General features: G+C 70.3%; 27 protein-coding genes. 15 read left to right on the top strand and 12 right to left on the bottom strand.

Annotated elements, in window-relative coordinates; translation table 11 throughout:
* Positions 1-4 precede the first annotated feature (4 nt).
* From J7I98_RS07150 to J7I98_RS07170, 5 genes are all read left to right on the top strand, one after another.
* On the top strand, positions 5-1,243 hold the full coding sequence (locus tag J7I98_RS07150) for a MurT ligase domain-containing protein (protein ID WP_214919738.1): 1,239 nt from the start codon (positions 5-7) through the stop codon (positions 1,241-1,243).
* A gap of 30 nt (positions 1,244-1,273) precedes the next feature.
* Positions 1,274-2,002 carry a type 1 glutamine amidotransferase gene (locus tag J7I98_RS07155; RefSeq protein ID WP_214919739.1) on the top strand — a complete coding sequence of 243 codons (729 nt, stop codon included), beginning with the start codon at positions 1,274-1,276 and terminating at the stop codon, positions 2,000-2,002.
* 144 nt (positions 2,003-2,146) lie between these two features.
* Positions 2,147-3,172: a 6-phosphofructokinase gene (locus tag J7I98_RS07160; protein WP_214919740.1), complete on the top strand. Its 1,026-nt coding sequence runs from the start codon at positions 2,147-2,149 to the stop codon at positions 3,170-3,172.
* A gap of 109 nt (positions 3,173-3,281) precedes the next feature.
* Complete coding sequence (locus J7I98_RS07165) at positions 3,282-4,241, top strand: cytochrome c oxidase assembly protein (RefSeq protein WP_214919741.1); 960 nt, start codon at positions 3,282-3,284, stop codon at positions 4,239-4,241.
* 79 nt (positions 4,242-4,320) lie between these two features.
* Positions 4,321-4,479: a hypothetical protein gene (locus tag J7I98_RS07170; protein ID WP_214919742.1), complete on the top strand. Its 159-nt coding sequence runs from the start codon at positions 4,321-4,323 to the stop codon at positions 4,477-4,479.
* Between the two features lie 42 nt (positions 4,480-4,521).
* On the opposite strand, the gene J7I98_RS07175 is transcribed toward J7I98_RS07170, so the two are convergent.
* Positions 4,522-4,956, bottom strand: coding sequence for an SSI family serine proteinase inhibitor (locus tag J7I98_RS07175; protein WP_214919743.1), 435 nt, complete (start codon positions 4,954-4,956; stop codon positions 4,522-4,524).
* 116 nt (positions 4,957-5,072) lie between these two features.
* Positions 5,073-6,038, bottom strand: coding sequence for an LLM class F420-dependent oxidoreductase (locus J7I98_RS07180; protein WP_214919744.1), 966 nt, complete (start codon positions 6,036-6,038; stop codon positions 5,073-5,075).
* A gap of 68 nt (positions 6,039-6,106) precedes the next feature.
* Here J7I98_RS07180 and J7I98_RS07185 point away from each other — a divergent pair, with 68 nt between their 5' ends.
* Positions 6,107-6,478, top strand: a complete 372-nt coding sequence (locus J7I98_RS07185) for a DUF6479 family protein (RefSeq protein ID WP_214919745.1) — start codon at positions 6,107-6,109, stop codon at positions 6,476-6,478.
* 127 nt (positions 6,479-6,605) lie between these two features.
* On the opposite strand, the gene J7I98_RS07190 is transcribed toward J7I98_RS07185, so the two are convergent.
* Positions 6,606-6,779 carry a CsbD family protein gene (locus tag J7I98_RS07190; RefSeq protein ID WP_214919746.1) on the bottom strand — a complete coding sequence of 58 codons (174 nt, stop codon included), beginning with the start codon at positions 6,777-6,779 and terminating at the stop codon, positions 6,606-6,608.
* A gap of 410 nt (positions 6,780-7,189) precedes the next feature.
* Here J7I98_RS07190 and J7I98_RS07195 point away from each other — a divergent pair, with 410 nt between their 5' ends.
* Complete coding sequence (locus J7I98_RS07195; protein ID WP_214919747.1) at positions 7,190-7,537, top strand: DUF3040 domain-containing protein; 348 nt, start codon at positions 7,190-7,192, stop codon at positions 7,535-7,537.
* Between the two features lie 29 nt (positions 7,538-7,566).
* The gene (locus J7I98_RS07200) at positions 7,567-7,989 is read left to right on the top strand and encodes a rho GDP-dissociation inhibitor (protein WP_214919748.1); all 423 of its coding nucleotides are present in this window, start codon (positions 7,567-7,569) and stop codon (positions 7,987-7,989) included.
* Between the two features lie 43 nt (positions 7,990-8,032).
* On the opposite strand, the gene J7I98_RS07205 is transcribed toward J7I98_RS07200, so the two are convergent.
* Both J7I98_RS07205 and J7I98_RS07210 read right to left on the bottom strand, forming a co-directional pair.
* Entirely contained in the window at positions 8,033-8,386 is a 354-nt protein-coding gene (locus J7I98_RS07205; protein ID WP_214919749.1) for a PRC-barrel domain containing protein, read from the bottom strand.
* A 27-nt stretch (positions 8,387-8,413) separates the two neighbouring features.
* Complete coding sequence (locus J7I98_RS07210; protein WP_214919750.1) at positions 8,414-8,584, bottom strand: hydrophobic protein; 171 nt, start codon at positions 8,582-8,584, stop codon at positions 8,414-8,416.
* Positions 8,585-8,794: 210 nt separating this feature from the next.
* Between J7I98_RS07210 and J7I98_RS07215 the strand changes: the two genes are divergently transcribed.
* The 4 genes from J7I98_RS07215 to J7I98_RS07230 all read left to right on the top strand — a co-directional run bounded on the left by J7I98_RS07215 (position 8,795) and on the right by J7I98_RS07230 (position 11,121).
* A complete protein-coding gene (locus tag J7I98_RS07215) occupies positions 8,795-9,070 on the top strand; it encodes an isoamylase early set domain-containing protein (protein WP_214919751.1) in 276 nt (91 codons plus the stop codon).
* A gap of 147 nt (positions 9,071-9,217) precedes the next feature.
* Positions 9,218-10,225, top strand: coding sequence for a Ku protein (locus J7I98_RS07220; protein ID WP_214919752.1), 1,008 nt, complete (start codon positions 9,218-9,220; stop codon positions 10,223-10,225).
* A 116-nt stretch (positions 10,226-10,341) separates the two neighbouring features.
* Positions 10,342-10,800, top strand: coding sequence for an SRPBCC family protein (locus tag J7I98_RS07225; RefSeq protein WP_214919753.1), 459 nt, complete (start codon positions 10,342-10,344; stop codon positions 10,798-10,800).
* A gap of 99 nt (positions 10,801-10,899) precedes the next feature.
* Complete coding sequence (locus J7I98_RS07230) at positions 10,900-11,121, top strand: DUF5133 domain-containing protein (RefSeq protein WP_214919754.1); 222 nt, start codon at positions 10,900-10,902, stop codon at positions 11,119-11,121.
* Between the two features lie 261 nt (positions 11,122-11,382).
* Here J7I98_RS07230 and J7I98_RS07235 read toward each other — a convergent pair whose 3' ends face one another.
* Entirely contained in the window at positions 11,383-11,739 is a 357-nt protein-coding gene (locus J7I98_RS07235; protein ID WP_214919885.1) for a hypothetical protein, read from the bottom strand.
* A gap of 172 nt (positions 11,740-11,911) precedes the next feature.
* Between J7I98_RS07235 and J7I98_RS07240 the strand changes: the two genes are divergently transcribed.
* From J7I98_RS07240 to J7I98_RS07250, 3 genes are all read left to right on the top strand, one after another.
* Entirely contained in the window at positions 11,912-16,417 is a 4,506-nt protein-coding gene (locus tag J7I98_RS07240) for a cation-transporting P-type ATPase (RefSeq protein ID WP_214919755.1), read from the top strand.
* Positions 16,418-16,576: 159 nt separating this feature from the next.
* Positions 16,577-17,278: a 1-acyl-sn-glycerol-3-phosphate acyltransferase gene (locus J7I98_RS07245; protein ID WP_214919756.1), complete on the top strand. Its 702-nt coding sequence runs from the start codon at positions 16,577-16,579 to the stop codon at positions 17,276-17,278.
* Positions 17,279-17,342: 64 nt separating this feature from the next.
* Positions 17,343-18,389: an NAD(P)-dependent oxidoreductase gene (locus J7I98_RS07250; protein WP_214919757.1), complete on the top strand. Its 1,047-nt coding sequence runs from the start codon at positions 17,343-17,345 to the stop codon at positions 18,387-18,389.
* Positions 18,390-18,698: 309 nt separating this feature from the next.
* Here J7I98_RS07250 and J7I98_RS07255 read toward each other — a convergent pair whose 3' ends face one another.
* The 6 genes from J7I98_RS07255 to J7I98_RS07280 all read right to left on the bottom strand — a co-directional run bounded on the left by J7I98_RS07255 (position 18,699) and on the right by J7I98_RS07280 (position 24,676).
* Positions 18,699-20,282, bottom strand: a complete 1,584-nt coding sequence (locus J7I98_RS07255) for an alpha/beta hydrolase (RefSeq protein ID WP_251020271.1) — start codon at positions 20,280-20,282, stop codon at positions 18,699-18,701.
* 162 nt (positions 20,283-20,444) lie between these two features.
* Complete coding sequence (locus J7I98_RS07260; RefSeq protein WP_214919758.1) at positions 20,445-21,224, bottom strand: urease accessory protein UreD; 780 nt, start codon at positions 21,222-21,224, stop codon at positions 20,445-20,447.
* Complete coding sequence (ureG, locus tag J7I98_RS07265) at positions 21,221-21,898, bottom strand: urease accessory protein UreG (protein WP_214919759.1); 678 nt, start codon at positions 21,896-21,898, stop codon at positions 21,221-21,223. The genes J7I98_RS07260 and ureG overlap by 4 nt, the downstream gene beginning before the upstream one ends.
* A gap of 62 nt (positions 21,899-21,960) precedes the next feature.
* Positions 21,961-22,635: an urease accessory protein UreF gene (locus tag J7I98_RS07270; protein ID WP_214919760.1), complete on the bottom strand. Its 675-nt coding sequence runs from the start codon at positions 22,633-22,635 to the stop codon at positions 21,961-21,963.
* Positions 22,636-22,650: 15 nt separating this feature from the next.
* Positions 22,651-24,372, bottom strand: coding sequence for an urease subunit alpha (locus J7I98_RS07275; RefSeq protein WP_214919761.1), 1,722 nt, complete (start codon positions 24,370-24,372; stop codon positions 22,651-22,653).
* The gene (locus J7I98_RS07280) at positions 24,365-24,676 is read right to left on the bottom strand and encodes an urease subunit beta (RefSeq protein ID WP_214919762.1); all 312 of its coding nucleotides are present in this window, start codon (positions 24,674-24,676) and stop codon (positions 24,365-24,367) included. The genes J7I98_RS07275 and J7I98_RS07280 overlap by 8 nt, the downstream gene beginning before the upstream one ends.
* Positions 24,677-24,688: the final 12 nt, after the last annotated feature.

Here is a 24,688-nt window from a genome sequence, read left to right on the forward strand (position 1 = left end):
GACGATGGCAGGCAACACGGAGCCGTTGTCGCCGCGGGCCAAGCTGGCCGTGACGGCAGGCAAGGCCGCGGCGGCGGTGTCCCGCGCCGCGGGGCGCGGCAGTGGATCCGTGATCGGCGGCAAGGTGGCGCTCAAGCTCGACCCCGATCTGCTCGGGCGGCTCGCCCAGCATCTCGACGTCGTGCTTGTCTCCGCGACGAACGGCAAGACGACCACGACCCGCCTCATCGCCGAGGCGCTGCGGGCCAGCGGCCCCGTCGTCTCCAACGCGCTGGGCGCCAACATGCCGGCGGGCATCACCTCCGCCCTGGCCGGCGGCTCGGACGCGAAGTACGGCGTGATCGAGGTCGACGAGAAGTACCTCGCCGGAGTCGCGCGCGATGTGACGCCTAAGGCGATCGCACTGCTCAACCTCTCCCGCGACCAGCTCGACCGCGCCGCCGAGACGCGGATGCTCGCCGAGAGGTGGCGCGAGGGGCTGTCCGGTACGAAGGCCGTGGTGATCGCGAACGCCGACGACCCGCTGATCGTCTGGGCCGCTTCCTCCTCCCCCAATGTGGTGTGGGTCGCGGCGGGCCAGGAGTGGAAGGACGACGCCTGGTCCTGCCCGTCCTGCGGCGGTGTGATGCAGCGCCCCGGCGACGACTGGTTCTGCGGCGAGTGCGGCTTCCGCCGCCCCTCCCCGAGCTGGGTGCTCAGCGGCGACCACGTCCTGGACCCGCACGGTTCGGCGTGGCCGATCCATCTTCAGCTGCCCGGCCGCGCCAACAAGGCGAACGCCGCCACCTCCGCCGCGGTCGCCGCCGCCTTCGGTGTGCCGCCGCAGGTGGCGCTGGAGCGGATGTACCAGGTGCAGGCGGTCGCCGGACGGTACGACGTGGTGCAGTTCCAGGACCGCGAACTGCGGCTGCTGCTCGCGAAGAACCCGGCGGGCTGGCTCGAAACGTTTTCCCTCATCAACCCGCCGCCGACGCCGGTGATCCTGGCCGTCAACGCGCGCGGCGCGGACGGCACGGACACCTCCTGGCTGTGGGACGTCGACTACACCCGTCTCGCCGGCCACCCGATCTTCGTGCTCGGTGACCGCAAGCTGGACCTGGCCGTGCGCCTGGAGGTCGCGAACCTGGACTTCCGGGTCTGCGAGAGCCTCGACGAGGCCGTGCAGCTCGCGCCGCCCGGGCTGATCGAGACGATCGCCAACTACACCGCGTTCCAGGACCTGCGCCGCCGCGTCGGCAACTAGTCCGCGTACACCGGAAAAGGACAAGCAAGCATGAGCGACAACAGCCTGCGCCTGGTGTGGATCTACCCGGACCTGCTGAGCACGTACGGCGACCAGGGCAACGCCCTCGTCGTGGAGCGCCGGGCCCGTCAGCGCGGCCTCGACGTGCACCGTGTGGACGTACGCAGCGACCAGCCGATCCCCACTTCGGGCGACATCTACCTGATCGGCGGCGGCGAGGACCGGCCGCAGCGGCTCGCGTCCGAGCGGCTCCGCCGCGACGGCGGGCTCAACCGTGCGGTGGCCAACGGAGCGATCGTCTTCTCGGTCTGCGCCGGCTACCAGATCCTCGGCCACGAGTTCATCAACGACCTCGGCGAGCGCGAGGAGGGCCTCGGCCTGCTCGACGTCGTCAGCACGCGCGGCGAGGGCGAGCGGTGCGTCGGCGACGTCCTCGGGGACATCGACGAGCGCCTCGGCCTGCCGCCGCTGACCGGCTTCGAGAACCACCAGGGCATCACGCATCTCGGCCCGACGGCACGGCCGTTCGCCCGGGTGCGCATCGGCAAGGGCAACGGAACCGGCGACGGCACGGAGGGCGCGTACAACGACACCGTCTTCGGTACGTACATGCACGGCCCCGTGCTGGCCCGCAACCCGCTCATCGCGGACCTGCTGCTGAAGCTGGCCCTCGATGTCAACGCGCTGCCGCCCACCGACGACCGGTGGTACGACGCGCTGCGCGCCGAGCGCATCGGCGCGGCGCAGCAGCCCGCCTGACGGATTGTTCGTTTCGTACGTGTTTATGGTGTCCAGCAGGCGGACGCCCGGTTCGGCCCCGTCACCCTGCGCGAGTAGGGTGACGGGGATACAACCGGACGACGTGGTCCGGTCCTTGGCCCACGTTGCAAAGGTATTCCGGGCATGCGCATTGGTGTACTCACTTCCGGCGGCGACTGCCCCGGCCTGAACGCCGTCATCCGTTCCGTCGTGCACCGCGCCGTCGTCGATCACGGCGACGAGGTCATCGGGTTCCACGACGGCTGGAAGGGCCTCCTGGAAGGCGACTACCGCAAGCTCGATCTTGACGCGGTCGGTGGCATTCTCGCCCGTGGCGGCACGATTCTCGGCTCTTCGCGGGTGCAGCCCGCACATCTGCGCGGCGGCGTCGAGACCGCCCGCGGCCACGTCGCCGAGCTGGGGCTCGACGCGATCATCCCGATCGGCGGCGAGGGCACGCTGAAGGCGGCGAATCTGCTGTCCGAGGCGGGGCTGCCGATCGTCGGCGTACCAAAGACCATCGACAACGACATCGCGTCGACCGACGTCACATTCGGCTTCGACACGGCGGTCGGTGTGGCCACCGAGGCCCTCGACCGGCTCAAGACCACCGCCGAATCGCACCAGCGGGTGCTGATCGTCGAGGTGATGGGCCGGCACACCGGCTGGATCGCGCTCCACTCCGGAATGGCCGCCGGCGCGCACGCCATCGTCGTGCCCGAGCGCCCCTTCGACATCGGTGAGCTGACCGAGCTGGTCGGCAAGCGCTTCTCGGCGGGCAAGCGGTTCGCGATCGTCGTGGTCGCCGAGGGCGCCAAGCCGCGCGAGGGCTCCATGGAGTTCGACGTCGGCGGCAAGGACATGTACGGCCACGAGCGCTTCGCGGGCGTCGCCAGGCAGCTCTCCATCGAGCTGGAGGAGCGGCTCGGCAAGGAGGCCCGCCCGGTCATCCTCGGCCACGTCCAGCGCGGCGGCACCCCGACCGCGTACGACCGCGTCCTCGCGACCCGTTTCGGCTGGCACGCGGTGGAGGCGGCGCACCGCGGTGAGTTCGGGATGATGACGGCGCTGCGCGGTACGGACATCACGATGGTCCCGCTCGCCGAGGCCGTCGAGACCCTCAAGACCGTGCCCACCGAGCGGTACGCCGAGGCCGAGTGCGTGCTCTGAGCCTGTTGCCTGTCTGACCGACCGCCCCCGGCCGCAAGCGCGGCAGGGGGCGGTTCTACTCTGTAGCGGACAACCGGCACGAATGGGTAGCCCCCACGGGAGTACAAAGATGGATCACAGCGGGCACGGCAGCGGCATGAACATGGATTTGCCGCCGTTCACGCTGGGACGGGGGCTGGAGTTCTCCCCCGACGCCTTCTTCCTGGTCGGCTGCCTGCTGGCGATCGCTCTGTACGGGTGGGGCGTGGTGCGGCTGCGCCGGCGCGGTGACGCCTGGCCGGTCGCCCGGACCGTTCTCTTCGTCGTCGGTGTGCTGAGCGTGGCGCTTGTGATGTGCACCAAGCTCAACGACTACGGCATGGTCATGTTCAGCGTGCACATGGTGCAGCACATGGTGATCAGCATGCTCTCGCCGATCCTGCTGCTGCTCGGCGCTCCGGTGACGCTGGCGCTGCGCGCCCTGCCGGTGGCGGGGCGCGGGAACCGCAAGGGACCGCGCGAGCTGCTGCTCATGCTGCTGCACAGCCGCTACATGAAGATCGTCACGCATCCGGCGTTCACGATCCCGCTGTTCATCGCGAGCCTGTACGCGCTCTACTTCACGCCCGTCTTCGACTTCCTGATGTCGAGCAAGCCGGGGCACCTGGGCATGATGCTGCACTTCCTCGCCGTCGGCCTGGTCTTCTTCTGGCCCATCATGGGCGTCGACCCGGGGCCGCACCGCCCCGGCTATGTGATGCGGATGCTGGAGCTGTTCGCCGGAATGCCGTTCCATGCCTTCTTCGGCATCGCGCTGATGATGGCGACCCAGCCCATGATCGGTACGTACAAGAACCCGCCGGCGTCGCTCGGCATCGACGCGCTGACCGACCAGAACGCGGCGGGAGGCATCGCCTGGGCGTTCAGCGAGATCCCGTCGGTGCTGGTGCTGATCGCGCTGGTGTTCCAGTGGTACCGGTCCGAGCAGCGGGTGGCGCGGCGCGCGGACCGGGCGGCCGACCGGGACGGCGACAAGGAGCTGGCGGAGTACAACGCCTACCTCGCCTCGCTGCAGGCACGCGGGCGCTAGGACGCCGGTAACGTCGGCACAGTAGCGCGGGAGCCCTTCAGGGGTGACGATGGCCCTCCAGCCGAAGGAGGGGGCGCACATGCCCGGTTCTACGAAGGCCATGGGGGTGCTCACCCTCGGGTCGCTGGTGGTGATCTCGGCGTACACGGCGGCGCTCGGCAGCAACGGCTGGCTGTGGTTCGGCTGGGTCGTGCTGGGCCTCGTCACGATCGGGATGGCGGCGTCGCGCAGCCGCTGAAACGACACTGCGCGACGCGGGGGGCCGGCCGTCCAATGCCGATCAGAAGCGGAAGACGGCGCCGGTCGCGACGTCGAGCTCGCACGGGTTGGAGTACGTCTTGTTCCATGCCGTGGGGCGGTCCCGCCACGTGCCCGTGGCGCTGACGGTCACCGGGTCGAACCTCTTCGTGCACGGGTGGCTGTCCACCGGCAGCGCGTCGAACTCGCCGTTCGCCTTGTCGAGCGCCGCGCAGGCCGCGGCGGCCTCCGGGTGGTGGCCCGAAGGCTTGGGCGGGCAGTTCAGCATGACGCCCCGGATCCAGGTGTTCTCCGACCCCGAGACGGTCAGGAACAGCCCGCGCGTCGGCTTCGGACCGGGGACGACGTCGTCGTCCGCCTGAGCGGGTGGGACCGCGCCCGTGAGGGCGAGCGTCGCGGCGGCGGTGACGCTGACGGTGATGACAGTGCTGATGGTGACGGTGAGGAGGGAGCGCATCCGGATCTCCTGGGACTCGGCGTCGGGGGACGTCAGGCCACCTTCCGTCGGGGCCCGCCGCAAGCAGCCGCGCCGCACAGTCACCCGCACAGCCGCGTCCGTCCGCGCGGCGGCGCTCAGAGTTCGCGCAGCGCGGGGAGCAGGGACTTTTCGGCCCAGTCGAGGAACGGCTGCTGATGGCCACCACCGACCTGGACCAGGGCAATCTCCGTGAACCCCGCCTCGACGAACGGCCGTACCGCCTCGACGAAGGTGTCGACGTCATCGCCGCACGGGATGGTCCTGGTGACGTCCTCCGGGCGTACGAACTCGGTGGCATCGGTGAATCCGGCCGGTCCGGGCAGCTCGGAGTTGACCTTCCAGTCGCCGAGGGCCCAGCGGAACTGCTCGTGCGCCCGGGCGACGGCGGCGTCCCGGTCGGTGTCGTAGCAGACGGGCACCTGGCCGACGCGCGGCTTGCCCGTACCGCCGTACCGGTCGAACGCCTCGAGCAGCTCACGCTTGGGATCGGTGGCGATGACGAGGTCGCCCAGCCTGCCCGCGACCTCGCACGACCGGTCCCCGGACACCGCGATCCCGATCGGCGGCGGCTTGTCGGGCAGGTCCCACAGCTTGGCGTTCTCGACGTCGAAGTGGGTGCCGTGATGGCTCACTGTGCTGCCCTCGAAGAGCGCCCGGATCACTTCGACGGCCTCTTCCAGCATCTCCAGGCGGACATGGGCGGCGGGCCAGCCGACGCCCACCACGTGCTCGTTGAGGTGCTCACCGGATCCGAGGCCGAGCCGGAAGCGTCCTTCGGAGAGCAGCTGCATCGTCGCGGCCTTCTGGGCGACCACCGCCGGGTGGTACCGCACGGTCGGACACGTCACGTACGTCATGAGCGGGATCCGCGACGTGGCCTGCGCGGCGGCGCCGAGCACGCTCCAGGCGTACGGCGAGTGGCCCTGGGAGTCGAGCCACGGGAAGTAGTGGTCGGACGTCACGGAGAAGTCGAAGCCTGCCCGCTCCGCTCCCACCACGTGCTCGACGAGCTCACGCGGGCCTGCCTGCTCGGTCATCATCGTGTAGCCGATTTGCACCATATGACACGCTTTGCCGAACTTTGGACTCTGAAAACATGAGCCGTCCCACTCCGGGGTACCCGGCTTGCATGAACCTGTCCAGCGCAATGGAGACCACCACGGTCACGGGCCTCGCGGCCGACAACGACTACGTGATCGGCATCGTGCCGTTCGTCGTGGGCTTGGCAGTGGTGGCCATGCTGATCGGTGCCGTCTGGTGGGGCATGATCCGCCGACGGCGGGAGCCACCTCCGCCGCGCCCGGAGGAACAGCCCAAGACCCCGGATCACCGCACTCACATCGACGAGTACGGTCCGCACTCGTACACGGATTTCCCCAAGGACGGGAGGCGGCTCATGCCGTACGAGCTGAAGGACCACGGCAATGAGGTCCTACGCCCGATGGCCCCGCCGCCGCCGGACAAGGAGCAGCAGCACCCCACCGAAGGGTCGCGCGACTGACCGAAGAAGATGACCACAAGCGGGCGGCCGCACCCGGGCCGATGCCCGGATGCGGCCGCCTGGGCGCATGGAGCCCTGTGGGCCCTGTGTCCCTTACGGCGCTTGTGCCGTGCGCGGCGAACTGCCGTTACTTCCCGGTCTTCTTGACCCGGCCGGTCGTCTTCTCGGCGATCTCCTGAGCCTTGCCCGCCAGTTCTTCACCGCGGCCCTCGGCCTGCATGCTCTTGTCGCCCATGGCCTTGCCGGCGGCTTCCTTGATCTTGCCCTTGGCCTGCTTGGCCTTCGCCTTCGCCTTGCTCATGAAAATTTCCGTTCTTCTTCGGGGGGTGGACTGGCATATCCACAGTGCGCCGACCACTGAGGGTCCGCAAACGGTGACCCTCCGTTCAGTCGGGAGGCTCCGGGACCGGCCGTGTAACGGGACCTCGGTCCGGAGGCGGTTCCGCGTCGGGCCCCGGTCCGGGGGGCGGCTGCGGGTCGCGCGGCACCGGATCCGGCTCGGCCGGTACGGGCCCCGGGCCCTCGGGGGACGGTTCTGCAGTCATCGTTCTCACCCTTGTGTGGTGCTCGTGTCGCGCGCCGGACGGCAGACGCGTACCCAGCTTCCGGACCAGGACTCGGCCCGGTTTGAGAATATTGCCCTGTTTGCGCCTCGGCGATCGGGGTACAGATTGCTGAACCGCATGGGCGTCAGCGATGGAGGCGTCAGCGATGGACGGAGCTGGGCTTTCGGATCACGAACAGCGGATCCTTGCCGAAATCGAAGGCAAACTGCAGGGCGACGACCAGACCCTGGACCGCCGGTTGCGGACCATGCGCAGCCGACATCTTCCGCACATACCCCCGGTGCGACTCAGGACGCGTGGCCTGGCCCTTTGCCTCATGGGAGCAATATCAGCGGCGTTGCTGATCGCCGCGTCGACCACCGTGAAACCGGCCTTCCTCTGGGCCTTCGCCGCCGCGTGGACCATCACTTTCGTCAGCGCGGTACCCGTGTTCAGCCGCTGGTGCCTACGCTGGAGGAAGAAACCGCCTCGGGGCGGCGGCGAACGTAGCTGACGTTCTTTGCCGAAAGCTGGCTCGTACAGATGAAGACTTCTTTCGCAGATCCGGATCATGGCACGCTCGCATTCGAGCTTCTCGGCATGACGCTGCAGGTCGAAGGCAACGGCGAGCAAGTTGTCCCCTTGCCCTCGCCCGGTATTCCCGTCGAGCTGAAGGAGGGGGCGGAAATCCGCATCGGGCTGACTTTCCGCCTCGGCAGAGCGGTCGAAGGACTCAAATTCGTCGATGTGCGCAAACGCCACGGAGTCGTGGTGAGCATGTCCGAGACGATGCTGGGCTGTTACCGGCCGGGCGGCCCGTACGACGTGATCGCCCCGCCCGAGCGCCTGCCGACCGGCCATCTGGCCCGCGACACGTACGAAGTGACAGGCACCTTCATCGACGCCGACGGCCACATCCTGGGAGACGAGACCCACTCCTTCAGGATCACGAAGGAGTGGGCCTGAGCGATCCGGCCCGAGCGAGCCCCTGAGTGAGCCGGGGCGAGAGTCAGATGTGCCTGTTCGCGTAGTACTGCTCGATCAGATGCATGAACGGCATGTCCTCTTCCGCGTACTTACCGCTCTCAAGGTCGGGTGAGGCCTTGATCTCGGCCTTCGTGGCCGACAGGTGAACCGTCTCGTTCTCGACGTCTATCCGCGACACCAGACCCGCCGGCAGCAGTACGCGCCTGCCGAAGATCCACGGACCTGTGTCGACGACGATGTACGAACGGCCCACGTCCTCGGAGTGCTTGTCGATCTTTCCGATGTGCCCGTCGGACGCTTCGCCCTTGAACCCGACCAGCTCCGCTCCCGGCACGTGTCCCGACGTGTCTCCGTACTCCCAGATGGGGGCACCCATGGCGACCTCCTTCGAAGACCCGTCTGTCTACCAGCGGTACCAGCGCGTCCTTCTGCCGCCGACGGCCGGACCGCGCAGGAGGAAGCCCAGCAGCCAGACGATCAGAACCGCGAGCGCGAGGTACCAGAGGAATTCCGCGGCGAATCCGATCCCGAAGAGGATCAGGACCAGCAGGAGCACCAGCAAGAGCGGGACCATGTCGATCATCTCCTCGACCCACTGTGCCCATGTCCCAGCATTGCGGATGCCCAGAATTGCCCCATTTACGCATCGTCCGGCCGTACCTCCCCCGGCGGATCACGGGGACGCCATCCGGGCGACTGACCGCTGCGTCAGGGCAGCAGGACGCGACGGAAGGCGGGCGGATGTGGATGCTGGGGCAACCGCCCCCGAGGAAAGGTCTCCGGCATGCTGGAACGCAGCCGTCGCAAGCAGCGCACCAAGATTACGTTCGTCATTCCGGCGGACCAACCCTGCGGCCAGGTCAGCGTCGTGGGCGATTTCAACGACTGGCAGCCCGGCGCCCATCCGTTCGTCTCGCGCGCGGACGGCACCCGGAGCGTGAGCGTGACCCTTCCGTCCGAACGGCGGTACGGATTCCGCTACCTCGCCCATGGCGACTACTGGTTCGACGAAGAGCATGCCGATGACCGCGAGGGCCAGAACAGCATCCTGCACACCTGAGCCGCCGTACAGCAGCAGTGGCCCCGGCCGGTCCCCGCGCGGACCGGCCGGGGCCACTGCGTTGCCCGGCACCACCGCCCTTGCCCGGGATGCGACGGGCCGCTGTCCGGGGTGCCATGGAAGGAGGCAGAGGAGGTGGCAGCGGCCATGGCGCGTCCAGTGTGGAGCGGTGCCCTGACGTTCGGTTTGGTGACCTTGCCCGTGCAGATGTTCACGGCGACGGAGAGCCACACCGTCCACTTCCACCAGTTGCAGCGCGGAACGTCGGATCGGGTACGCAACAAGCGGGTGAATGAACGCACCGGCGACGAAGTCCCGTTGGACGACATCGTCAAGGGCTTCGACGCGGGCGACGAGTACGTCATCGTCGAGCCCGGCGAGCTGGAGGACATCGCCCCGGGGCGCTCCAAGGCACTGGAGATCACCGGGTTCGTCGACCTGGAGCAGGTCGAGCCGACCTTCTTCGACAAGACGTACTACCTCGGCCCCAAGGGCAAGGAGTACGCCAAGGTGTACGGCCTGATGGAGAAGGCGATGGCCCGCACGGGAAAGGCCGGAATCGCCACGTTCGTCATGCGCAACCACCAGTACCTGGTGGCCTTGAAGGCAGAGGGCGGACTGCTGACGCTGCACACCCTGCACTGGGCCGACGAGATCCGCGACCCGCACAAGGAGATCGGCGACCTGCCGGGAGAGGCCGCCGTCACCGACCGCGAGCTGAAGATGGCCGAGCAGCTGGTGGAGACGCTCAGCATCGACTGGAAGCCCGAAGAGTTCCACGACACTTTCCAGGAACAGGTGGCCAAGCTCATCGAGGCCAAGCGCACCGGCGAGACGGTCGAGAAGGCGGAACCGCCGGCCGCGTCCACGAATGTGGTCGACCTGATGGAGGCCCTGCGGGCCAGCGTCGACCGGGCCAAGAGTCCCAAGGACCGCCGCGGACAGAAGGCCGGAGGGGCGGCGAAGACCGCCGCAAGGAGCACAGCGAGGTCCAGGAAGCCGAGCAAGGCCTCGTCCTTCGATTCCCTGACCAAGGCGGAGCTCTACGAGCGCGCCACAGAGGCAGGGATTCCCGGCCGGTCTTCCATGAGCCGGGAGGACCTCATCGAGGCCCTGCGCGGCGCACGGGGGCGGCGCAGGGCCGACGCGTCCTGAAGCTGCCCGGGCATGGGCAGGCAGTCATGGGGTACTGGCTGCACCGTCCGCAATCTGTACGGCAGGGCGTCCGCCCAGCCGCAGTCACCGAAAGAGGAACCGAGAGAGGCGCGCTCATGAGCACGGTGAAGGAGTCAGTAGAGGTCGAGGTTCCCGTCCACACCGCCTACAACCAGTGGACTCAGTTCGAGGAGTTCCCGAACTTCATGGAGGGAGTCGAGGAGGTCAGGCAGCTCGATGACGTCCACAACCACTGGACCACCAAGATCGGTGGCGTACGGCGGGAGTTCGACACCGAGATAATCGACCAGCTTCCCGACGAGCGGATCGCCTGGCGCACCACCAGCGGCGACACCAAGCAGAAGGGCCTGGTCAGCTTCCAGCGCCTGGACGACACGCACACGCGGGTGGAGCTCGTGATGGATGTCGAGTCCGGCGGAGTCGCGGAGAAGGCCGCCGACATGACGGGAATGATCGATCGTCGCGTCAAGGGCGACATGCGGCGCTTCAAGGAGTACATCGAGCACCGCGGCGGCGAATCCGGAGCCTGGCGGGGCCGCGTCAAGCCCGGCTGACCTGCGGTAACCGTCAGCGGATGTCAGGGCGGGCGGCCGGTGCGAAGATGGATGGGCAGTTTTCAGCCCCTCAGTCCTGCGAGCTGAAGGAGACCAGTCGTGCTGATGGCCCATCCCGAAGTACTGCGGAAGCTCGTCGGGCAGTACGAGACACTCAAGAAGCTGTACGCCGAGACGGGTAGCGCCGGGACCCGGCGGCGTATGGACGATGTCGCCTACACGTTGTGCGTCTCCACGGGCACACGCGATGTCGACACCGCTCTCGTCACCGCGCGCCGCCAGCTTTCCGGTCCCCGCCGGACCAGAAGCCTGATCCTCTGACTTGATCACCCCGACGTGATCAACCCGACGTGACCTTGAACCGCCGACGCCCTGCTCAGGGGTCGGCGGTTCAAGCTGTCCGCGCGGGCACGTCTCGTCTAAGCGGGCGCATCCGGGGGATCAGGTACTCGGTCAGGGCGTGGGACAGGGGCGGGCCGCCGTGGCGGAGCAGGTACCGGGTCGGGCGGCAAGGGGGGCACGGGGTCGGGCTCCGGTGGAACAGACATCTCGTTCTCCATCAGGACGCCTTCGACTGACCCTTCAACTGACATCGCCACGCTCCTCCTTGCTCGGCCCCGTACCCGGTCCCTTGCCCGTGTCCGTACTCCCGGGACGGAGCACCGCGTAGCCGACGCCGATGCCGATGGCCACCGGCCAGTCGATGATGTCAGCGGCGCCCAGCGCTCCGAGACCGAGGTAGAGCGGCAGACCGCCCTTGGCGGGGAGCACCCGGCGGGCGACCGCGAACGGCAGCAGCACCGCGTTCGCCGCGCCGCTCGCGACTCGGCCGGCGGACGGCAGGGGGAACGACGGGACTGTGATGGTGATCGTGCGCTTCTGCCCGTTCTTCGGCAGCGCCGTGGCGCCTGCCTCGAGGGGTGATGTGGAGGTGGCCACGGATCTCACATCCACAGGTGCGGTATGGGGTGAATTGCCTCTATCTCAGGGTAGTGGACGCCGTAACGGCGTGCCGTGTGCCGCGGCGTGGCCGTTCCCCGACGGTTGACTGAGACTGGAGGGGCTACTCGGGCTGAGTTCACGTCGCGACGACGGACCGGAGGCCTAGCCCATGTCATTGCTCCCAGGACTGCGTCTGTCGGCGCCGCCGCTGCTCGGGCCGATCGCGTCCGGTGTGACCTACGGCGTGGCGGCCGGTGTGCGAGGTGCCGCCGAGGTGACCGCGCAGCTCATGGGACTGCCGCGACGCGGGGTGTGGTCGCGGCCCGGGCGCTGCTACATCGAGGTCCGCGGAGTGCACGGCGCGGGAGGGGCGCGGGTCTCCGAGGGCGTGGAGCGGGCCCTTGAGGGGCACCCGGGGGTGCTGTGGGCCCGGGTCAACGCGCCGTCCGAGCGCGTGGTGGCTGCGGTGGTCTCGCCGCCGCCGTCCCAGCGGGAGCTGGTCGCGCTCGTCGAGCGCGCGGAGGCCAACTACGCGGCCCGGCCGGACGAGTTCGACGAGTGGTGCCCGGAGCCGCACCATCCGTGCGAGGGCCCGAAGACCCGTCAGTCGGTGTCCGCGCTGACCGCGGACACCGTGGGACTCGGCATCGCCACCTTCAGGCAGCTGGCGCCGTGGCTCAGGCTGCCTCCGGAGACCGGAGCGCTCGCGGGCGCTCTCCAGTACCACCCCAGGCTGCGCCACCTGGCCGTCGCCGTCAGCAGTCCGGAGCAGGCCGAGTCGGTACTGCCCGTGGTCAGCGCCCTGGCCCAGGGTGTGGCAACTCGCGGCGGAGGCATCGCCCTGGACGCGCTCCAGCGTGTTGCCCAGTGGCGGGAAGCCACCGCGGAACGGGCGACCTGGGAGGAGGCCGAGCCCCGGCTCGTGAGCGGGCCGGACGACGCCTCGGCCGAGCCCATCGTGGTCGACCGGGCCGGGCCGACCCCGCGTGACACGGCGGACCGCTATGCCGAGCGGGCCGTGGCGGCAGGCATCGCGGCCGGCGCCCTCGCGGCCCCGTTCGCCGGGCCCCGGCGGGGGCTGGCGGTCGCCCTGTCGGCCGTACCCAAGGCTCCGGAGGCGGGCAGGGAGGGCTTCGCCACCAGCCTGGGCAGGGCCCTGTCGCTGCGGGGGGTCGTGACCATGGACCGGGGCGCCCTGCGGCGGCTCGGGCAGGTGGACACTGTGGTCCTGGACGAGGACACGCTCCGCAGCGACCGGTACGAACCGGTGGACCTCGAACTGCTCAGCGGCGCCGATCCCGAACGGACCGCGGAACGGCTCTTCGCCCTGTTCGACTCGGACACTCCCCTTCGCACCGTCCGCGACGACGACGGCTGGGTGATCGGACCGCTCGCCGACCTGGAACTGACGGGGCGTACGGGCCGCCAGGCCGAGGGACAGTTGCGGCGCAGGGGCAGCGAGCGCGCACTGGGCCTGGCCAAGGGGCGCAGGCTCCAGGCCGTGGCGGGGCTGGCGATGCAGACGGCCCCGGGCGCCGAGGCCGTGGCGGCGGCCGCCCGCCGCGCGGGGGCCCGGGTGGTGCTGGCCACCGACAGGGCCTCCCCGGCGTTCTCCTTCGCCGACGCGGTGGTACCGGCGGGCGGCCGCCTCGTGGCCTCCGTACGCGGCCTCCAGGCCGACGGTGCGGTCATCCTGCTCGTCTCCGGGAACCGCAGGGCGCTGGGAGCGGCCGACTGCGGCGTCGGCGTGCACCGCGAGGGCGACCCCCCGGCCTGGGGTGCCCACCTGATCGTCGGCGCCGATCTCGAATCGGCGGGGCTGATCGTGGACGCCGTGGGCATGGCGGCGCGGGTCGACCACGACAGTGCCGTACTCGCCGCGGGCGGCAGCGGAGTCGGCGCGGTCGCCGCGCTCCGGGCCCCGGCCCGGCAGGCGGCCGCGCGCGCGATGGCGGTGGGCAACACCGCCGGGGCCGTGGCGTTCTGCCTGGGCGGCTGGCGTGCCCGGCAGTTGCTCGCCCGCCCTCTCGCCCCGCCTGTGACCAGCGTGCCCTGGCACCTGATGCCCACCGACCGGGTGCTGGAGCGCCTGCGAAGCACCGCCGACGGCCTGACTTCCGACGAGGCGGCCTCGCGGGCCGGCGGCGCGGGCTCCGACGCGGGGAGCGGGCCGTCGCGGCTGACCCTGCCGACGGCTTTCATCGAGGAACTGTCCAACCCGCTCACGCCCGTTCTCGCCGCCGGTGCCGCTCTCGCCACCGCTGTCGGTTCTCGTACCGACGCGGCGCTCGTTGCCGCCATCACCGGAGCCTCCGCACTCATCGGCGGCTTCCAGCGGGTCAGGACCGAGCGCGCTCTGGCGGAGCTCTTCGCCCGCTCGGCCATCGGCGCACGCGTACGCCGGGGAAACCGCGAACGGCTGGTCACCGCCGGAGAACTGGTGGAGGGCGACATCGTCCTGCTCCGCCCCGAGGACGTCGTACCCGCGGACTGCAGGCTGCTGGAGGCCGAGGGGCTCGAGGTCGACGAGTCGTCGCTGACGGGCGAGTCCATGGCCGTGAGCAAGGACCCCGCCCCGGTCGTCGCCACGCACATCACCGGCCGCCACTCGATGGTCTACGAGGGCACCACGGTGTCCGCCGGCCGGGCCGTGGCCGTCGTCGTGGCCACCGGATCGAGTACGGAAGTCGGGCGCAGCCTCGCCACCGCCCGGCAGGCGGCGCCCGAAACCGGTGTCGAGGCCCGGCTCGCCTCGCTCACCCGGGCCAGCCTGCCCGTAGCGCTCGGGTCGGCAAGTGCCGTGGCGGCGGCGGGTCTGCTGCACGGACACCCGCTGACCGACAACCTCGCCTCGGCGGTCAACCTGGCTGTCGCCTCCGTCCCGGAGGGGCTGCCCTTCCTCGTCAACGCCGCCCAACTGGCCGCCGCCCGGCGCCTGGCCGACGTCGGTGCGCTCGTACGCAACCCGCGCACGATCGAGGCGCTCGGCCGCGCCGATGTCCTCTGCTTCGACAAGACCGGGACCCTCACCGAGGGCAAACTCCAGCTCGCGGCCGTGAGCGACGGCGAGAGCGCACTGCCGGTGGACCGGCTCGACTCGTCGCGCAAGGAGGTGCTCGCGGCCGCGCTGCGTGCCACCCCGCCCGCACGGCAGGCGGAGCCCATGGCCCACCAGACCGACCGCGCCGTTACGGCCGGTGCGCGCAGCGCCCGGGTCGCCGTACGGCAGGGCGCCTCCCGCTGGCGGCGTATGGACACGCTGCCCTTCGAGCCGTCCCGTGCCTTCCACGCGACCTCCGGGCACACCACGCACGGCCTGCTGCTGAGCGTCAAGGGAGCGCCGGAGAACGTACTGGAACGCTGCACGGGGCACAGGAAGCCGGGCGGCAAGCAGGCCGCGCTCGACGAAGAGGCGGTCAGGCGGCTGACGGGCGAGGCGGAGGCGCTCGCGGGCGCGGGGCGCCGGGTACTGGCGGTGGCGGAGCGCCGTATGGGCACGGACGAAGAACTCACCGACGAGATCGTGCGGGACCTGGTGTTCCTCGGGTTCATCACGCTGGCCGACCCGGTCCGTACGAGCGCCGCCCCGGCGACCGCGCGGCTGCGAGAGGCGGGCGTGCAGACCGTGATGCTCACCGGCGACCACCCGGCCACCGCCGACGCCATCGCCTCCACCATCAGCGAGGTCACGGAGCCGAAGGTCTGCACCGGCGCCGAGCTGGACGAGCTCGACGACGACCGACTCGACGAGCTGCTGCCGACGGTGGACGTCATCGCCCGCTGCAGTCCGCACCACAAGGTCCGTATCGTCCAGGCCTATCAGCGCGTCGGCCGGGTCGTGGCCATGACCGGCGACGGAGCCAACGACGCACCGGCCATCCGGCTCGCGGACATCGGCATCGCCCTGGGACGCCGCGGCACCCCTGCCGCGACCGCCGCCGCGGACCTGGTCGTCAGCGACGACCGGCTGGAGACGATCGTCTCGGCGCTGATGGAGGGCCGTGCCATGTGGGCGTCGGTCAGGGCCGCGCTCGGCATTCTCATCGGCGGCAATCTGGGAGAGGTCACCTTCAGCGTGCTCGTCTCCTCGCTCACCGGCCGTACGCCGCTCAACGCCCGCCAGATCATGCTGGTCAACCTGCTCACCGACCTGGCGCCCTCGCTGGCCATCGCGGTGCGCGAGCCGACCGGCCAGGTCGGCAAGCGGCTCCTGGAGGAGGGTCCCAGCCGCTCCCTCGGTGCCGCCCTGACCAACGAGATGCTGTTGCGCGGCGCCATCACCGCCACCGGCGCGGGCCTGGCCTGGGGCGCGGCACGTGTGACAGGCAGGGGACGCCGCGCCAGTACGGTGGCGCTCGCGGCGGTCGTCGGCACGCAGCTGGCGCAGACGCTCGCCACCGGGGGCCTGGACCGCAACGTCCTTGCGGCGAGCCTCGGCTCGGCGGCGGTGCTCGCGGCGATCATCCAGACCCCGGGCATCAGCCAGTTCTTCGGCTGCACCCCCCTGGGGCCTTTTGCCTGGGCCATCACGCTGGGCGCGATCGCCACGGCGACGCTGCTCGGCACTGCCGTGTCTCCGCTCGTGCGCTCCCTGACGGAACAGGCGGAAGAGGCGGAAGAGGCCGAGGAGGCGGGAGGGGCAACGGAGGCAGAAGGGGCGGCACAGGGCGCCTGACTAAGCGTCAGGGACGTTTACATTGAGCCAGGAAGTGTCTGATCAGCGACGCTTACCCGCTGGAACACGTCCGCCTAGACTGGTTTCTCCCGGCACGTCTGATGACCTGGCACAACGCAGCCCTGGAGCCGGTCCCGCGGAGTGAGGAGAGCGCCCCCCGTGTTCTATTACGTGCTCAAGTACGTGCTTCTGGGGCCTCTGCTGAGGCTGCTGTTCCGACCGAGGATCGAAGGCCTTGAGCACATCCCCGAAGAAGGGGCGGCGATCGTAGCCGGAAACCACCTGTCGTTCTCGGACCACTTCCTGATGCCCGCGATCATCAGTCGGCGCATCACCTTCCTTGCGAAGGCCGAGTACTTCACGGGTCCCGGCCTCAAGGGCCGCCTGACCGCTTCGTTCTTCCGCAGCGCCGGACAGATCCCGGTCGACAGATCGGGCAAGGAGGCGGGAAAGGCGGCGATCCGCGAGGGCCTCGGCGTGCTGAGCAAGGGCGAGCTGCTGGGGATCTACCCGGAGGGCACCCGCTCGCACGACGGCCGCCTCTACAAGGGCAAGGTCGGCGTCGCGGCGATGGCGCTCAAGGCGCAGGTGCCCGTGGTGCCGTGTGCCATGGTGGGTACGTTCGAGATCCAGCCGCCCGGACAGGTCGTACCGCGCATCAAGCGCGTCACCATCCGTTTCGGCGAGCCGCTGGAGTTCTCGCGCTATGCGGGCATGGAGAACGAGAAGGCGGTGCTCCGCGCGGTCACCGACGAGATCATGTACGCGATCCTCGGGCTCTCCGGGCAGGAGTACGTCGACCGGTACGCCGCCGAGGTCAAGGCGGAGCAGGCGAAGAAGTTCCCGCGAGTACTGCGCTGACGGCGAATCAGCGCAGGGCGAAAGCGCCTGTGCCTGCGGATCCTCGGCGCCTAGCGTCCCTGGTATGACCAAGGGAAGCGCATTCGTTGTCGGAGCGACGGGACAGATCGGGCGGGCAGCCGTACGGGCGCTCGCCGAGGACGGCTGGGAGGTACGGGCCGGTTCCCGTGGCGGGGGCCGGGACGAGACCTGGCCGGACGGTGTACGGGCAGTCGCCGTCGACCGCGAGGACGACGCGGCGCTGGCCGCGGCGCTCGGTGACGGATGCGACGTACTGGTGGACATGGTCGCGTTCGAGACGTGCCACGCACGGCAGTTGACGGCCTTCGCGGACCGGATCGGGTCCGCCGTCGTCATCTCCAGTGGCGCCGTCTACGAGGACGACAAGGGCCGGAGCTTCGACACGCAGGAGGAGCCCGACGGGTTCCCGCAGTACCCGGTGCCGATCTCCGAGACCCAGCCGACCGTGGCGCCGGGCGACGCGACGTACGGGACCAGGAAGATCGCGATCGAACGGCATCTGCTGACCGCCGCCGACCGGCTGCCGACGACCCTGCTGCGCGCGGGCGCCATCCACGGGCCGTACTGCCGGACACCGCGCGAGATCCACTTCGTCAAGCGGGCACTGGACGGGCGGCCGGTGCGGATTCTGGCGCACGGCGGCCTCAGCCGGTTCCACCCGGTGCATGTCTCCAACCTCGCGGAACTGATCCGGCTGGCGGCGGCGCGGCCCGGTGCGCGGGTGCTCAACGCCGGTGATCCCGATGTGCCGACGGTCGCGGAGATCAGTACGGCGATCGACGAGGTCATGGGCGTACGGAGCGAGCTGGTGCTCGTGGACGGGCCGCCGCCGGTGGGCACGGTCGGGGAGACGCCCTGGAGCGGTGGCCATCCCGTCGTGTACGACATGTCGGCCGCCGGGCGCGAACTCGGCTACCGGGCCGTCACCGGTTACGCCGACTCGCTGCCCGCCACGGTGGAGTGGCTGGCGGAGGAGCTCCGCCGCCAGGACTGGCGGGAGGCGTTCCCCAAGCTGTCGCAGAGGTACGAGCCCGGCAGCGGCGGGCCGTTCGACTACGCGGACGAGGACGCCTGGCTCGCGCGCCGGTAGGGCGTGTCCGGCGGATCAGGCCGGCTTCAGGGTGCGGCTCGTTCTCGGTGCTGGTGAGCGGGGCCTGGTCCGTGCAGCTGCAAGGCGGAGGAGGGAGTCGACGCGATGGGGGCCTCCCCTGTTCGAGCGCAGTCGAGAACTTGAGGGAGTCGCCGACCGACGACAACGCCGGAGGGGGTCCCCCTGGCCCTTAAGGCCTAGGGGGAGTGCGTGCCAGGCCCGCGGCCCAGGCATGATCCGCCGGACACGCCCTAAGCGCAAGGAGGGGGCAGCCGGAAATCCCGGCCGCCCCCTCACCCGTTCAGGCCGTTACGGCTTCGGCGTGGCGTGCGGGGCGCACGTCACATCGCGGCTGTCGGTCTTCCCGGTGAGCAGGTAGGTGTCGACCCGGTCGTTGATGCACGGGTTCACCTGCCCGGTGACGCCGTGCGAGCCGGCGTCCTTCTCGGTGATCAGGCGCGAGCCCTTGAAGCGCTTGTGCAGCTCGACGGCGCCCTCGTACGGGGTGGCGGCGTCACGCGTGGCCTGCACGATCAGCACCGGCGGCAGACCCTTGCCGGACTTGATCTCCAGCGGCGTCTGCTGCTTGGTCGACCAGGTGGCGCAGGGCAGGTTCATCCAGGCGTTGGCCCACGTCATGAACGGGTGGTCCTTGTGCAGCCTGGTGTTGTCCCGGTCCCACTTCTTCCAGCTGGTCGGCCACTTGGCGTCCGCGCACTCGACGGCCGTGTAGACGGCGTTGCCGTTCTCCGAGGCCGCGTTGCCCGCGGTGTCCGACATGTCCGGCGCGATCTCGTCGACGAGCGCCTTGGTGTCACCCGCGATGTACTTGCTCCAGGTCTCGGCAACAGGCACCCAGGCGGAGTCGTAGTACGGAGCGCTCTGGAAGAAGCCGATGAGCTCGGCGGGACCGACGACGCCGCCGATCGGGTCCTTCTTGGCCGTGGCGCGCAGCTTCACCCACTGCGCCTCGACCTTCTCGGGGGTGTCCCCGATGTGGAAGGTGGCGTCGTTCTTGGCGACCCATTCCTTCCAGTCGTTCCAGCGCATCTGGAAGGCGACGTCCTGGTCCAGGTTGGCCTGGTACCAGATCTTCTCCTTCGACGGGTTGACGACGCTGTCGACGACCATGCGGCGGACGTGGCCCGGGAACAGCGTTCCGTAGACCGCGCCGAGGTACGTGCCGTACGAGACGCCGAGGAAGTTCAGCTTCTTCTCACCGAGCGCGGCGCGGACGACGTCCAGGTCGCGTGCGGTGTTCGGCGTGGTCATGTGCGGCAGCAGCCAGCCGCTGCGCTCCTTGCAGCCGTCCGCGTACTCGGCGGCGAGCTTGCGCTGGGCGCGCTTGTCGGCCTCGCTGTCGGGCACCGGGTCGAGCTTGGGCGCCTTGACGAACTCCTGCGGATCGACGCAGGAGATGGGCGAGGAGTGGCCGACACCGCGCGGGTCGAAGCCCACGAAGTCGTACGCCTTCGCCATCTTCGTGTAGATCGGGTTCTTTTTGGTGACCCGGGTCGGGAACCTCATGCCCGAGCCGCCGGGGCCGCCCGGGTTGTAGAGCAGAGCGCCCTGACGGTCCTTCTCGGTCCCCGTGTTGCCGATGCGGTCGAGGGCTATCTTGATCTTCCGGCCGTTCGGCTTCGCGTAGTCGACCGGGACGGTGACCCAGCCGCACTGGATGGGCTTGGCGATCCCCCAGTCGGCGGGGCAGTCCTGCCAGTCGATGCCCGCCTTCGCCGCACGGTCGGCGGCGATCTGTACGCCGCGCGCCTCGGACGTGCTGCTGCCGCTGTGGCGGCCGTCGGCACCGGCCGCAGGCGCGGCCATGACGCCTGCCATCAGCGTGCCCGCTATCAGAGTGCCGGCCGAGCCGAGCGCTGCTGAGCGTCTCAAGTGGGTCTCCCCCTGGGATTGTTCTGCCGCGCGAGGCGGCAGTGGTCAGTCGTACGGCCGAATCCTGTCGCCTTAGAGGCCCAGGGCAACAGGCCGTACTGGCGTTTCTTTACCAATCCCATAACCGGTGAGCCGTGTCCCGGTGAGCGGTGCAACCGGCCGTCACCCAAATGTCCGAAGTGCCCCGTCCAGAACGCGCCGCAGCTGCAACGCATCGGCCGCCACTGCCGTAACCAGCACGGCGGGGCCCGCGAGCGGGGCGAGGACCGCACCATCCCCCAATAGTCGCGTTTCGGGGCATTCATCCCCGAAGGCCGGATCCACGACGAGGAGTTGACCGGTCGCACGCCCCCCGCCGAGCACCGCTGCCCCGTCCCAGCCGCCGGGCGCCCCCGGACCGTACGACAGCTCCTGGTCGAGGAGCGGCCGGCCGCAGCGGTGGACAGTGAGACGCGTGATGAGTGTGCCCGCCTCTTCGCCGTACCTTCCGAGGGTCTGCTCCTCGCGCAGGACGAGGCGGGCGGAGGCGGCGAGTTCGACGCGGGTGGTCATGCGCAGTTCGCTGCCGCGCGCCGAGATGAGCGGCTCCGGCAGCCAGCGCAGGTCCGCATCCTCGCCGACGGTCAACCGCACGTCGTAGCGCGCGGGCTCAGGGGTCCGCCCGGGAAGGGCGACCGTCGCCGCTGCCGAGTCCACGGCCAGCGCGGCACCCGTTCGTACGTCGGCCTCGATCGCCAGCCGGTCGCCGCCCAGCGGCGCGCTCATCGCTCCGACGACGGTGACACGGGCGTATGGGCCCGTACCGCGCGTGCGGCGCAGGGCGAGGGGGCCGTCGCTCTCCAGCACGGGCAGGCGGGTGCCGCCCCGGCCGTCGGGGACGGCGGTGATACGGGCTGTGGCCTCGATGCCCGCAGGGGCGAGGGCCGCCATGGCGGTGGTCATGCGGACCAGGCGGCGAGCCGCTCGCGCACCCAGTCGGCGACCGGCTTCACGCCGTCTCCCGAGGTCAACGAGGTGAAAGCGACCGGGAGTTCGCCACGCTGCTCCTTGGCGTCGCGGGCCATCCGGCCGAGGTCCGAGCCGACGTAGGGAGCGAGGTCCGTCTTGTTGATGACCAGCAGATCGGCCGTGGTGACGCCGGGACCGCCCTTGCGCGGGATGTCGTCGCCGCCCGCCACGTCGATGACGAAGACCTGCGCGTCGACGAGCCCCCTGGAGAACGTAGCGGTGAGGTTGTCGCCGCCGGACTCGACAAGGATCAGGTCGAGCGGCCCGACCGCGTCCTCCAGGTCCTCCACCGCTTCGAGGTTGGCGGAGATGTCGTCGCGGATCGCGGTGTGCGGGCAGGCTCCGGTCTCGACGGCCTGGATGCGCTCGGGCGGCAGTACGGCGTTGCGCAGCAGGAATTCGGCGTCCTCGCGCGTGTAGATGTCGTTGGTGACGACGGCGATGGACAGCTCTTCGCGCAGCTCCCTGCAGAGGGCGGCGACGGTGGCGGTCTTGCCGGAGCCGACGGGGCCGCCGAGTCCAATGCGCAGGGCCCGCTTCGTACCGTCGGGGCGGGCGGCGTCGGCGCTGACCTCCATGGCGCTGTCGTGGCTGTGGTCGAGGTGCATGGTGCGGCTCCTAGGCGGTGTTGCGAGAGCGGTGTTACGAAAGCGATGTCACGAGTGCGGTCCTACGAGGCGAAGAGGCGTACGGGCCATGCCGCGTGAGCCTCCGCCGTGATGTCGAGCAGCGGTGCGGAAGCTGCGGGCAGCGCGCCGGTGCCTTCGTCGAGGGCGCGGCGGGCGGCTTCGGCCGCGCGGCGCGCGACGTCGTCGAGTTCGGGTGCGAGGCGGGCGAGCACGGCGGTGGCCTCGAAGGGGTCCAGGCTGAGGAGGCGTACCGCCGCGGTGGCGGGACCGCTGACGGTCTCGTACGCGACACAGTGCGCGGCGTCCTCGGGCCCGAGCCCCGCCGCGCCGGCGGCGACGCCGAGCACGACGGGCTGGTGCGCGCCGCGCGGCCGCGCGGCCGCCAGCGCGTCGAGCTCGGCGCACGGCCAGGTGGCGCGGGCGGCCCGCATCATCTGCCGGCCCAGCTTGCGGGCCGTCGCCCGCAGGGCGGGTGACGGCGTACGGGCGTCGGCCGCCTCGTCCAGGTCGAGCGGATCGATGCCGAGTGCGGCCGCGGCGGCGAGCGCCGCCGAGGTGAGCCCGGTGGTGTGCAGGCGGCCCCGGCAGAAGGCGGCCAGGTCGCGGTCGTTACGGATACGTCCCGCCTTGACGGCCGCTTCGGCCCCGCCGGAGTGGGCGTGGCCGCCGGCGGGGAATCGCCCGTCGGAGAGGACGAGCAGGGCTGCGCGGCTCATGCCAGGACCGTCCCGTCAGAAGAGGAAGTAGCGCTGGGTCATGGGGAGTTCAGCAGCTGGAGCCGGTTCGACCACGTCGCCGTCGATCGTCACCGTGAAGGTGTCCGGGTCGACCTCGACGCGCGGGAGGGCGTCGTTCTCCCGCATGTCGGCCTTGGTGACGCGACGGGTGTTCCTGATCGGTACGAACCGCTTTCCGAGGCCGAGGCGTTCCGGCAGGTCGTCCTCGATCGCCGCGTCCGCGACGAAGTTCAGGGAGTTGGAGGCGGGCGCCTTGCCGAGCGCGCCGAACATCGGGCGGGGCATGACCGGCTGCGGGGTCGGGATGGAGGCATTGGCGTCGCCCATCTGCGCGTACGCGATCTGCCCGCCCTTGATGACCAGTTGCGGCTTGACGCCGAAGAAGGCCGGGTCCCACAGCACCAGGTCGGCGAGCTTGCCGCGCTCGACGGAGCCGATCTCGTGGTCGAGGCCCTGCGCGACGGCCGGGTTGATCGTGTACTTGGCGACATAGCGACGCGCGCGGTGATTGTCGGCCCGCCCGTCACCGGGCAGCGCGCCGCGGCGCTTCTTCATGACGTGCGCGGTCTGCCACGTACGCATCGCGACCTCGCCGATGCGGCCCATGGCCTGGGAGTCGGAGGAGATGATCGAGATGGCGCCGAGGTCGTGCAGGATGTCCTCGGCCGCGATGGTGGAGGGCCTGATCCGGGACTCGGCGAAGGCCAGGTCTTCCGGCACGGCGGGGTTGAGGTGGTGGCAGACCATCAGCATGTCGAGGTGTTCCTCGATCGTGTTGACGGTGTGCGGCCGGGTCGGGTTGGTGGAGCTGGGCAGGACGTACGGCTCGGACACGACCGTGATGATGTCCGGGGCGTGCCCGCCGCCCGCGCCCTCCGTGTGGTACGCGTGGATGGTGCGCCCGGCGATGGCGGAAAGGGTGTCGCCGACGAACCCGGCTTCGTTCAGCGTGTCGGTGTGGATGGCGAGCTGGGCGCCGGTCTCGTCGCACACACCGAGGCAGGTGTCGATGACGGCGGGGGTCGCTCCCCAGTCCTCGTGAATCTTGAATCCCAGGGCGCCGCCCCGGAGTTGGGCGTGCATGGCGTCGCGGGACATGGTGTTGCCCTTGCCGAGCAGCCCGATGTTGACGGGGTAGTGCTCCAGCGCCTCGAACATCCGGGCAAGGTGCCAGCCGCCTGGCGTGACGGTGGTGGCCTTGGTGCCGTCGGCCGGTCCTGTGCCGCCGCCGACGAGCGTGGTGATGCCGGAGGAGAGCGCCTGGTCGACGATGGTCGGCGAGATGAAGTGGACGTGCGCGTCGATGGTGCCGGCGGTGAGGATCTTGCCGTTGCCGGCGATGATCTCGGTCTCGGGCCCGATGACGAGGTCGGGGTGTACGCCGTCCATCGTGTCGGGGTTGCCGGCCTTGCCGACGCCGGTGATCCGTCCGTCCCGAATGCCGATGTCGGCCTTGACGATGCCCCAGTGGTCGAGGACCACAACGCCGGTGATGACGGTGTCCGGTGCGCCGTCGGCACGCGTCGTACGCGCCTGGCCCATGGATTCGCGGATCACCTTGCCGCCGCCGAACACCGCTTCGTCACCGGCGCGTCCGGGTCCGCCGCAGCGGTCCTCCTCGATCTCGATCAGCAGGTCGGTGTCGGCGAGCCGGATACGGTCGCCGGTGGTGGGGCCGAACAGGTCGGCGTACACGGGGCGTACGAGCTCAGGCATCGAGGGCACCTCCGGTCTCCCCGCGCAGACCGGCGACGATGCGCCGTCCGCCGATGGGGACGAGTTCGACGTCGACGGGGATGCCGGGCTCGAAGCGCACGGCGGTGCCCGCGGCGATGTTCAGCCGCAGGCCGCGGGCGGCGGCGCGGTCGAAGTCGAGACCGGGGTTGGCCTCGGCGAAGTGGTAGTGGGAGCCGACCTGGACGGGCCGGTCGGCGGCGTTCAGGACGGTGAGGCGGGTGACGGGGCGGCCCTGGTTGAGAGCAACGGGGTCGTCGGCGTACAGGATCTCTCCGGGGATCATCGGCGGCCGCTC

Origin of the sequence: Streptomyces sp. ISL-98, assembly GCF_018614055.1 — a bacterium.
GTDB classification, from domain to species: domain Bacteria; phylum Actinomycetota; class Actinomycetes; order Streptomycetales; family Streptomycetaceae; genus Streptomyces; species Streptomyces spiramyceticus.

What these genes read in the sequence shown, in the direction of transcription:
- J7I98_RS07155 (WP_214919739.1), top strand. Translation starts at nt 1,274, where the DNA reads ATGAGCGACAACAGCCTGCGCCTGGTGTGGATCTACCCGGACCTGCTG.
- ureG (WP_214919759.1), bottom strand. Translation starts at nt 21,898, where the DNA reads ATGCACCTCGACCACAGCCACGACAGCGCCATGGAGGTCAGCGCCGAC.
- J7I98_RS07180 (WP_214919744.1), bottom strand. Translation starts at nt 6,038, where the DNA reads ATGGTGCAAATCGGCTACACGATGATGACCGAGCAGGCAGGCCCGCGT.
- J7I98_RS07260 (WP_214919758.1), bottom strand. Translation starts at nt 21,224, where the DNA reads ATGACCACCGCCATGGCGGCCCTCGCCCCTGCGGGCATCGAGGCCACA.
- J7I98_RS07195 (WP_214919747.1), top strand. Translation starts at nt 7,190, where the DNA reads ATGGACGGAGCTGGGCTTTCGGATCACGAACAGCGGATCCTTGCCGAA.
- J7I98_RS07185 (WP_214919745.1), top strand. Translation starts at nt 6,107, where the DNA reads ATGAACCTGTCCAGCGCAATGGAGACCACCACGGTCACGGGCCTCGCG.
- J7I98_RS07170 (WP_214919742.1), top strand. Translation starts at nt 4,321, where the DNA reads ATGCCCGGTTCTACGAAGGCCATGGGGGTGCTCACCCTCGGGTCGCTG.
- J7I98_RS07210 (WP_214919750.1), bottom strand. Translation starts at nt 8,584, where the DNA reads ATGGTCCCGCTCTTGCTGGTGCTCCTGCTGGTCCTGATCCTCTTCGGG.
- J7I98_RS07250 (WP_214919757.1), top strand. Translation starts at nt 17,343, where the DNA reads ATGACCAAGGGAAGCGCATTCGTTGTCGGAGCGACGGGACAGATCGGG.
- J7I98_RS07275 (WP_214919761.1), bottom strand. Translation starts at nt 24,372, where the DNA reads ATGCCTGAGCTCGTACGCCCCGTGTACGCCGACCTGTTCGGCCCCACC.
- J7I98_RS07200 (WP_214919748.1), top strand. Translation starts at nt 7,567, where the DNA reads ATGAAGACTTCTTTCGCAGATCCGGATCATGGCACGCTCGCATTCGAG.
- J7I98_RS07240 (WP_214919755.1), top strand. Translation starts at nt 11,912, where the DNA reads ATGTCATTGCTCCCAGGACTGCGTCTGTCGGCGCCGCCGCTGCTCGGG.
- J7I98_RS07225 (WP_214919753.1), top strand. Translation starts at nt 10,342, where the DNA reads ATGAGCACGGTGAAGGAGTCAGTAGAGGTCGAGGTTCCCGTCCACACC.
- J7I98_RS07220 (WP_214919752.1), top strand. Translation starts at nt 9,218, where the DNA reads ATGGCGCGTCCAGTGTGGAGCGGTGCCCTGACGTTCGGTTTGGTGACC.
- J7I98_RS07175 (WP_214919743.1), bottom strand. Translation starts at nt 4,956, where the DNA reads ATGCGCTCCCTCCTCACCGTCACCATCAGCACTGTCATCACCGTCAGC.
- J7I98_RS07190 (WP_214919746.1), bottom strand. Translation starts at nt 6,779, where the DNA reads ATGAGCAAGGCGAAGGCGAAGGCCAAGCAGGCCAAGGGCAAGATCAAG.
- J7I98_RS07160 (WP_214919740.1), top strand. Translation starts at nt 2,147, where the DNA reads ATGCGCATTGGTGTACTCACTTCCGGCGGCGACTGCCCCGGCCTGAAC.
- J7I98_RS07280 (WP_214919762.1), bottom strand. Translation starts at nt 24,676, where the DNA reads ATGATCCCCGGAGAGATCCTGTACGCCGACGACCCCGTTGCTCTCAAC.
- J7I98_RS07215 (WP_214919751.1), top strand. Translation starts at nt 8,795, where the DNA reads ATGCTGGAACGCAGCCGTCGCAAGCAGCGCACCAAGATTACGTTCGTC.
- J7I98_RS07165 (WP_214919741.1), top strand. Translation starts at nt 3,282, where the DNA reads ATGGATCACAGCGGGCACGGCAGCGGCATGAACATGGATTTGCCGCCG.
- J7I98_RS07205 (WP_214919749.1), bottom strand. Translation starts at nt 8,386, where the DNA reads ATGGGTGCCCCCATCTGGGAGTACGGAGACACGTCGGGACACGTGCCG.
- J7I98_RS07150 (WP_214919738.1), top strand. Translation starts at nt 5, where the DNA reads ATGGCAGGCAACACGGAGCCGTTGTCGCCGCGGGCCAAGCTGGCCGTG.
- J7I98_RS07270 (WP_214919760.1), bottom strand. Translation starts at nt 22,635, where the DNA reads ATGAGCCGCGCAGCCCTGCTCGTCCTCTCCGACGGGCGATTCCCCGCC.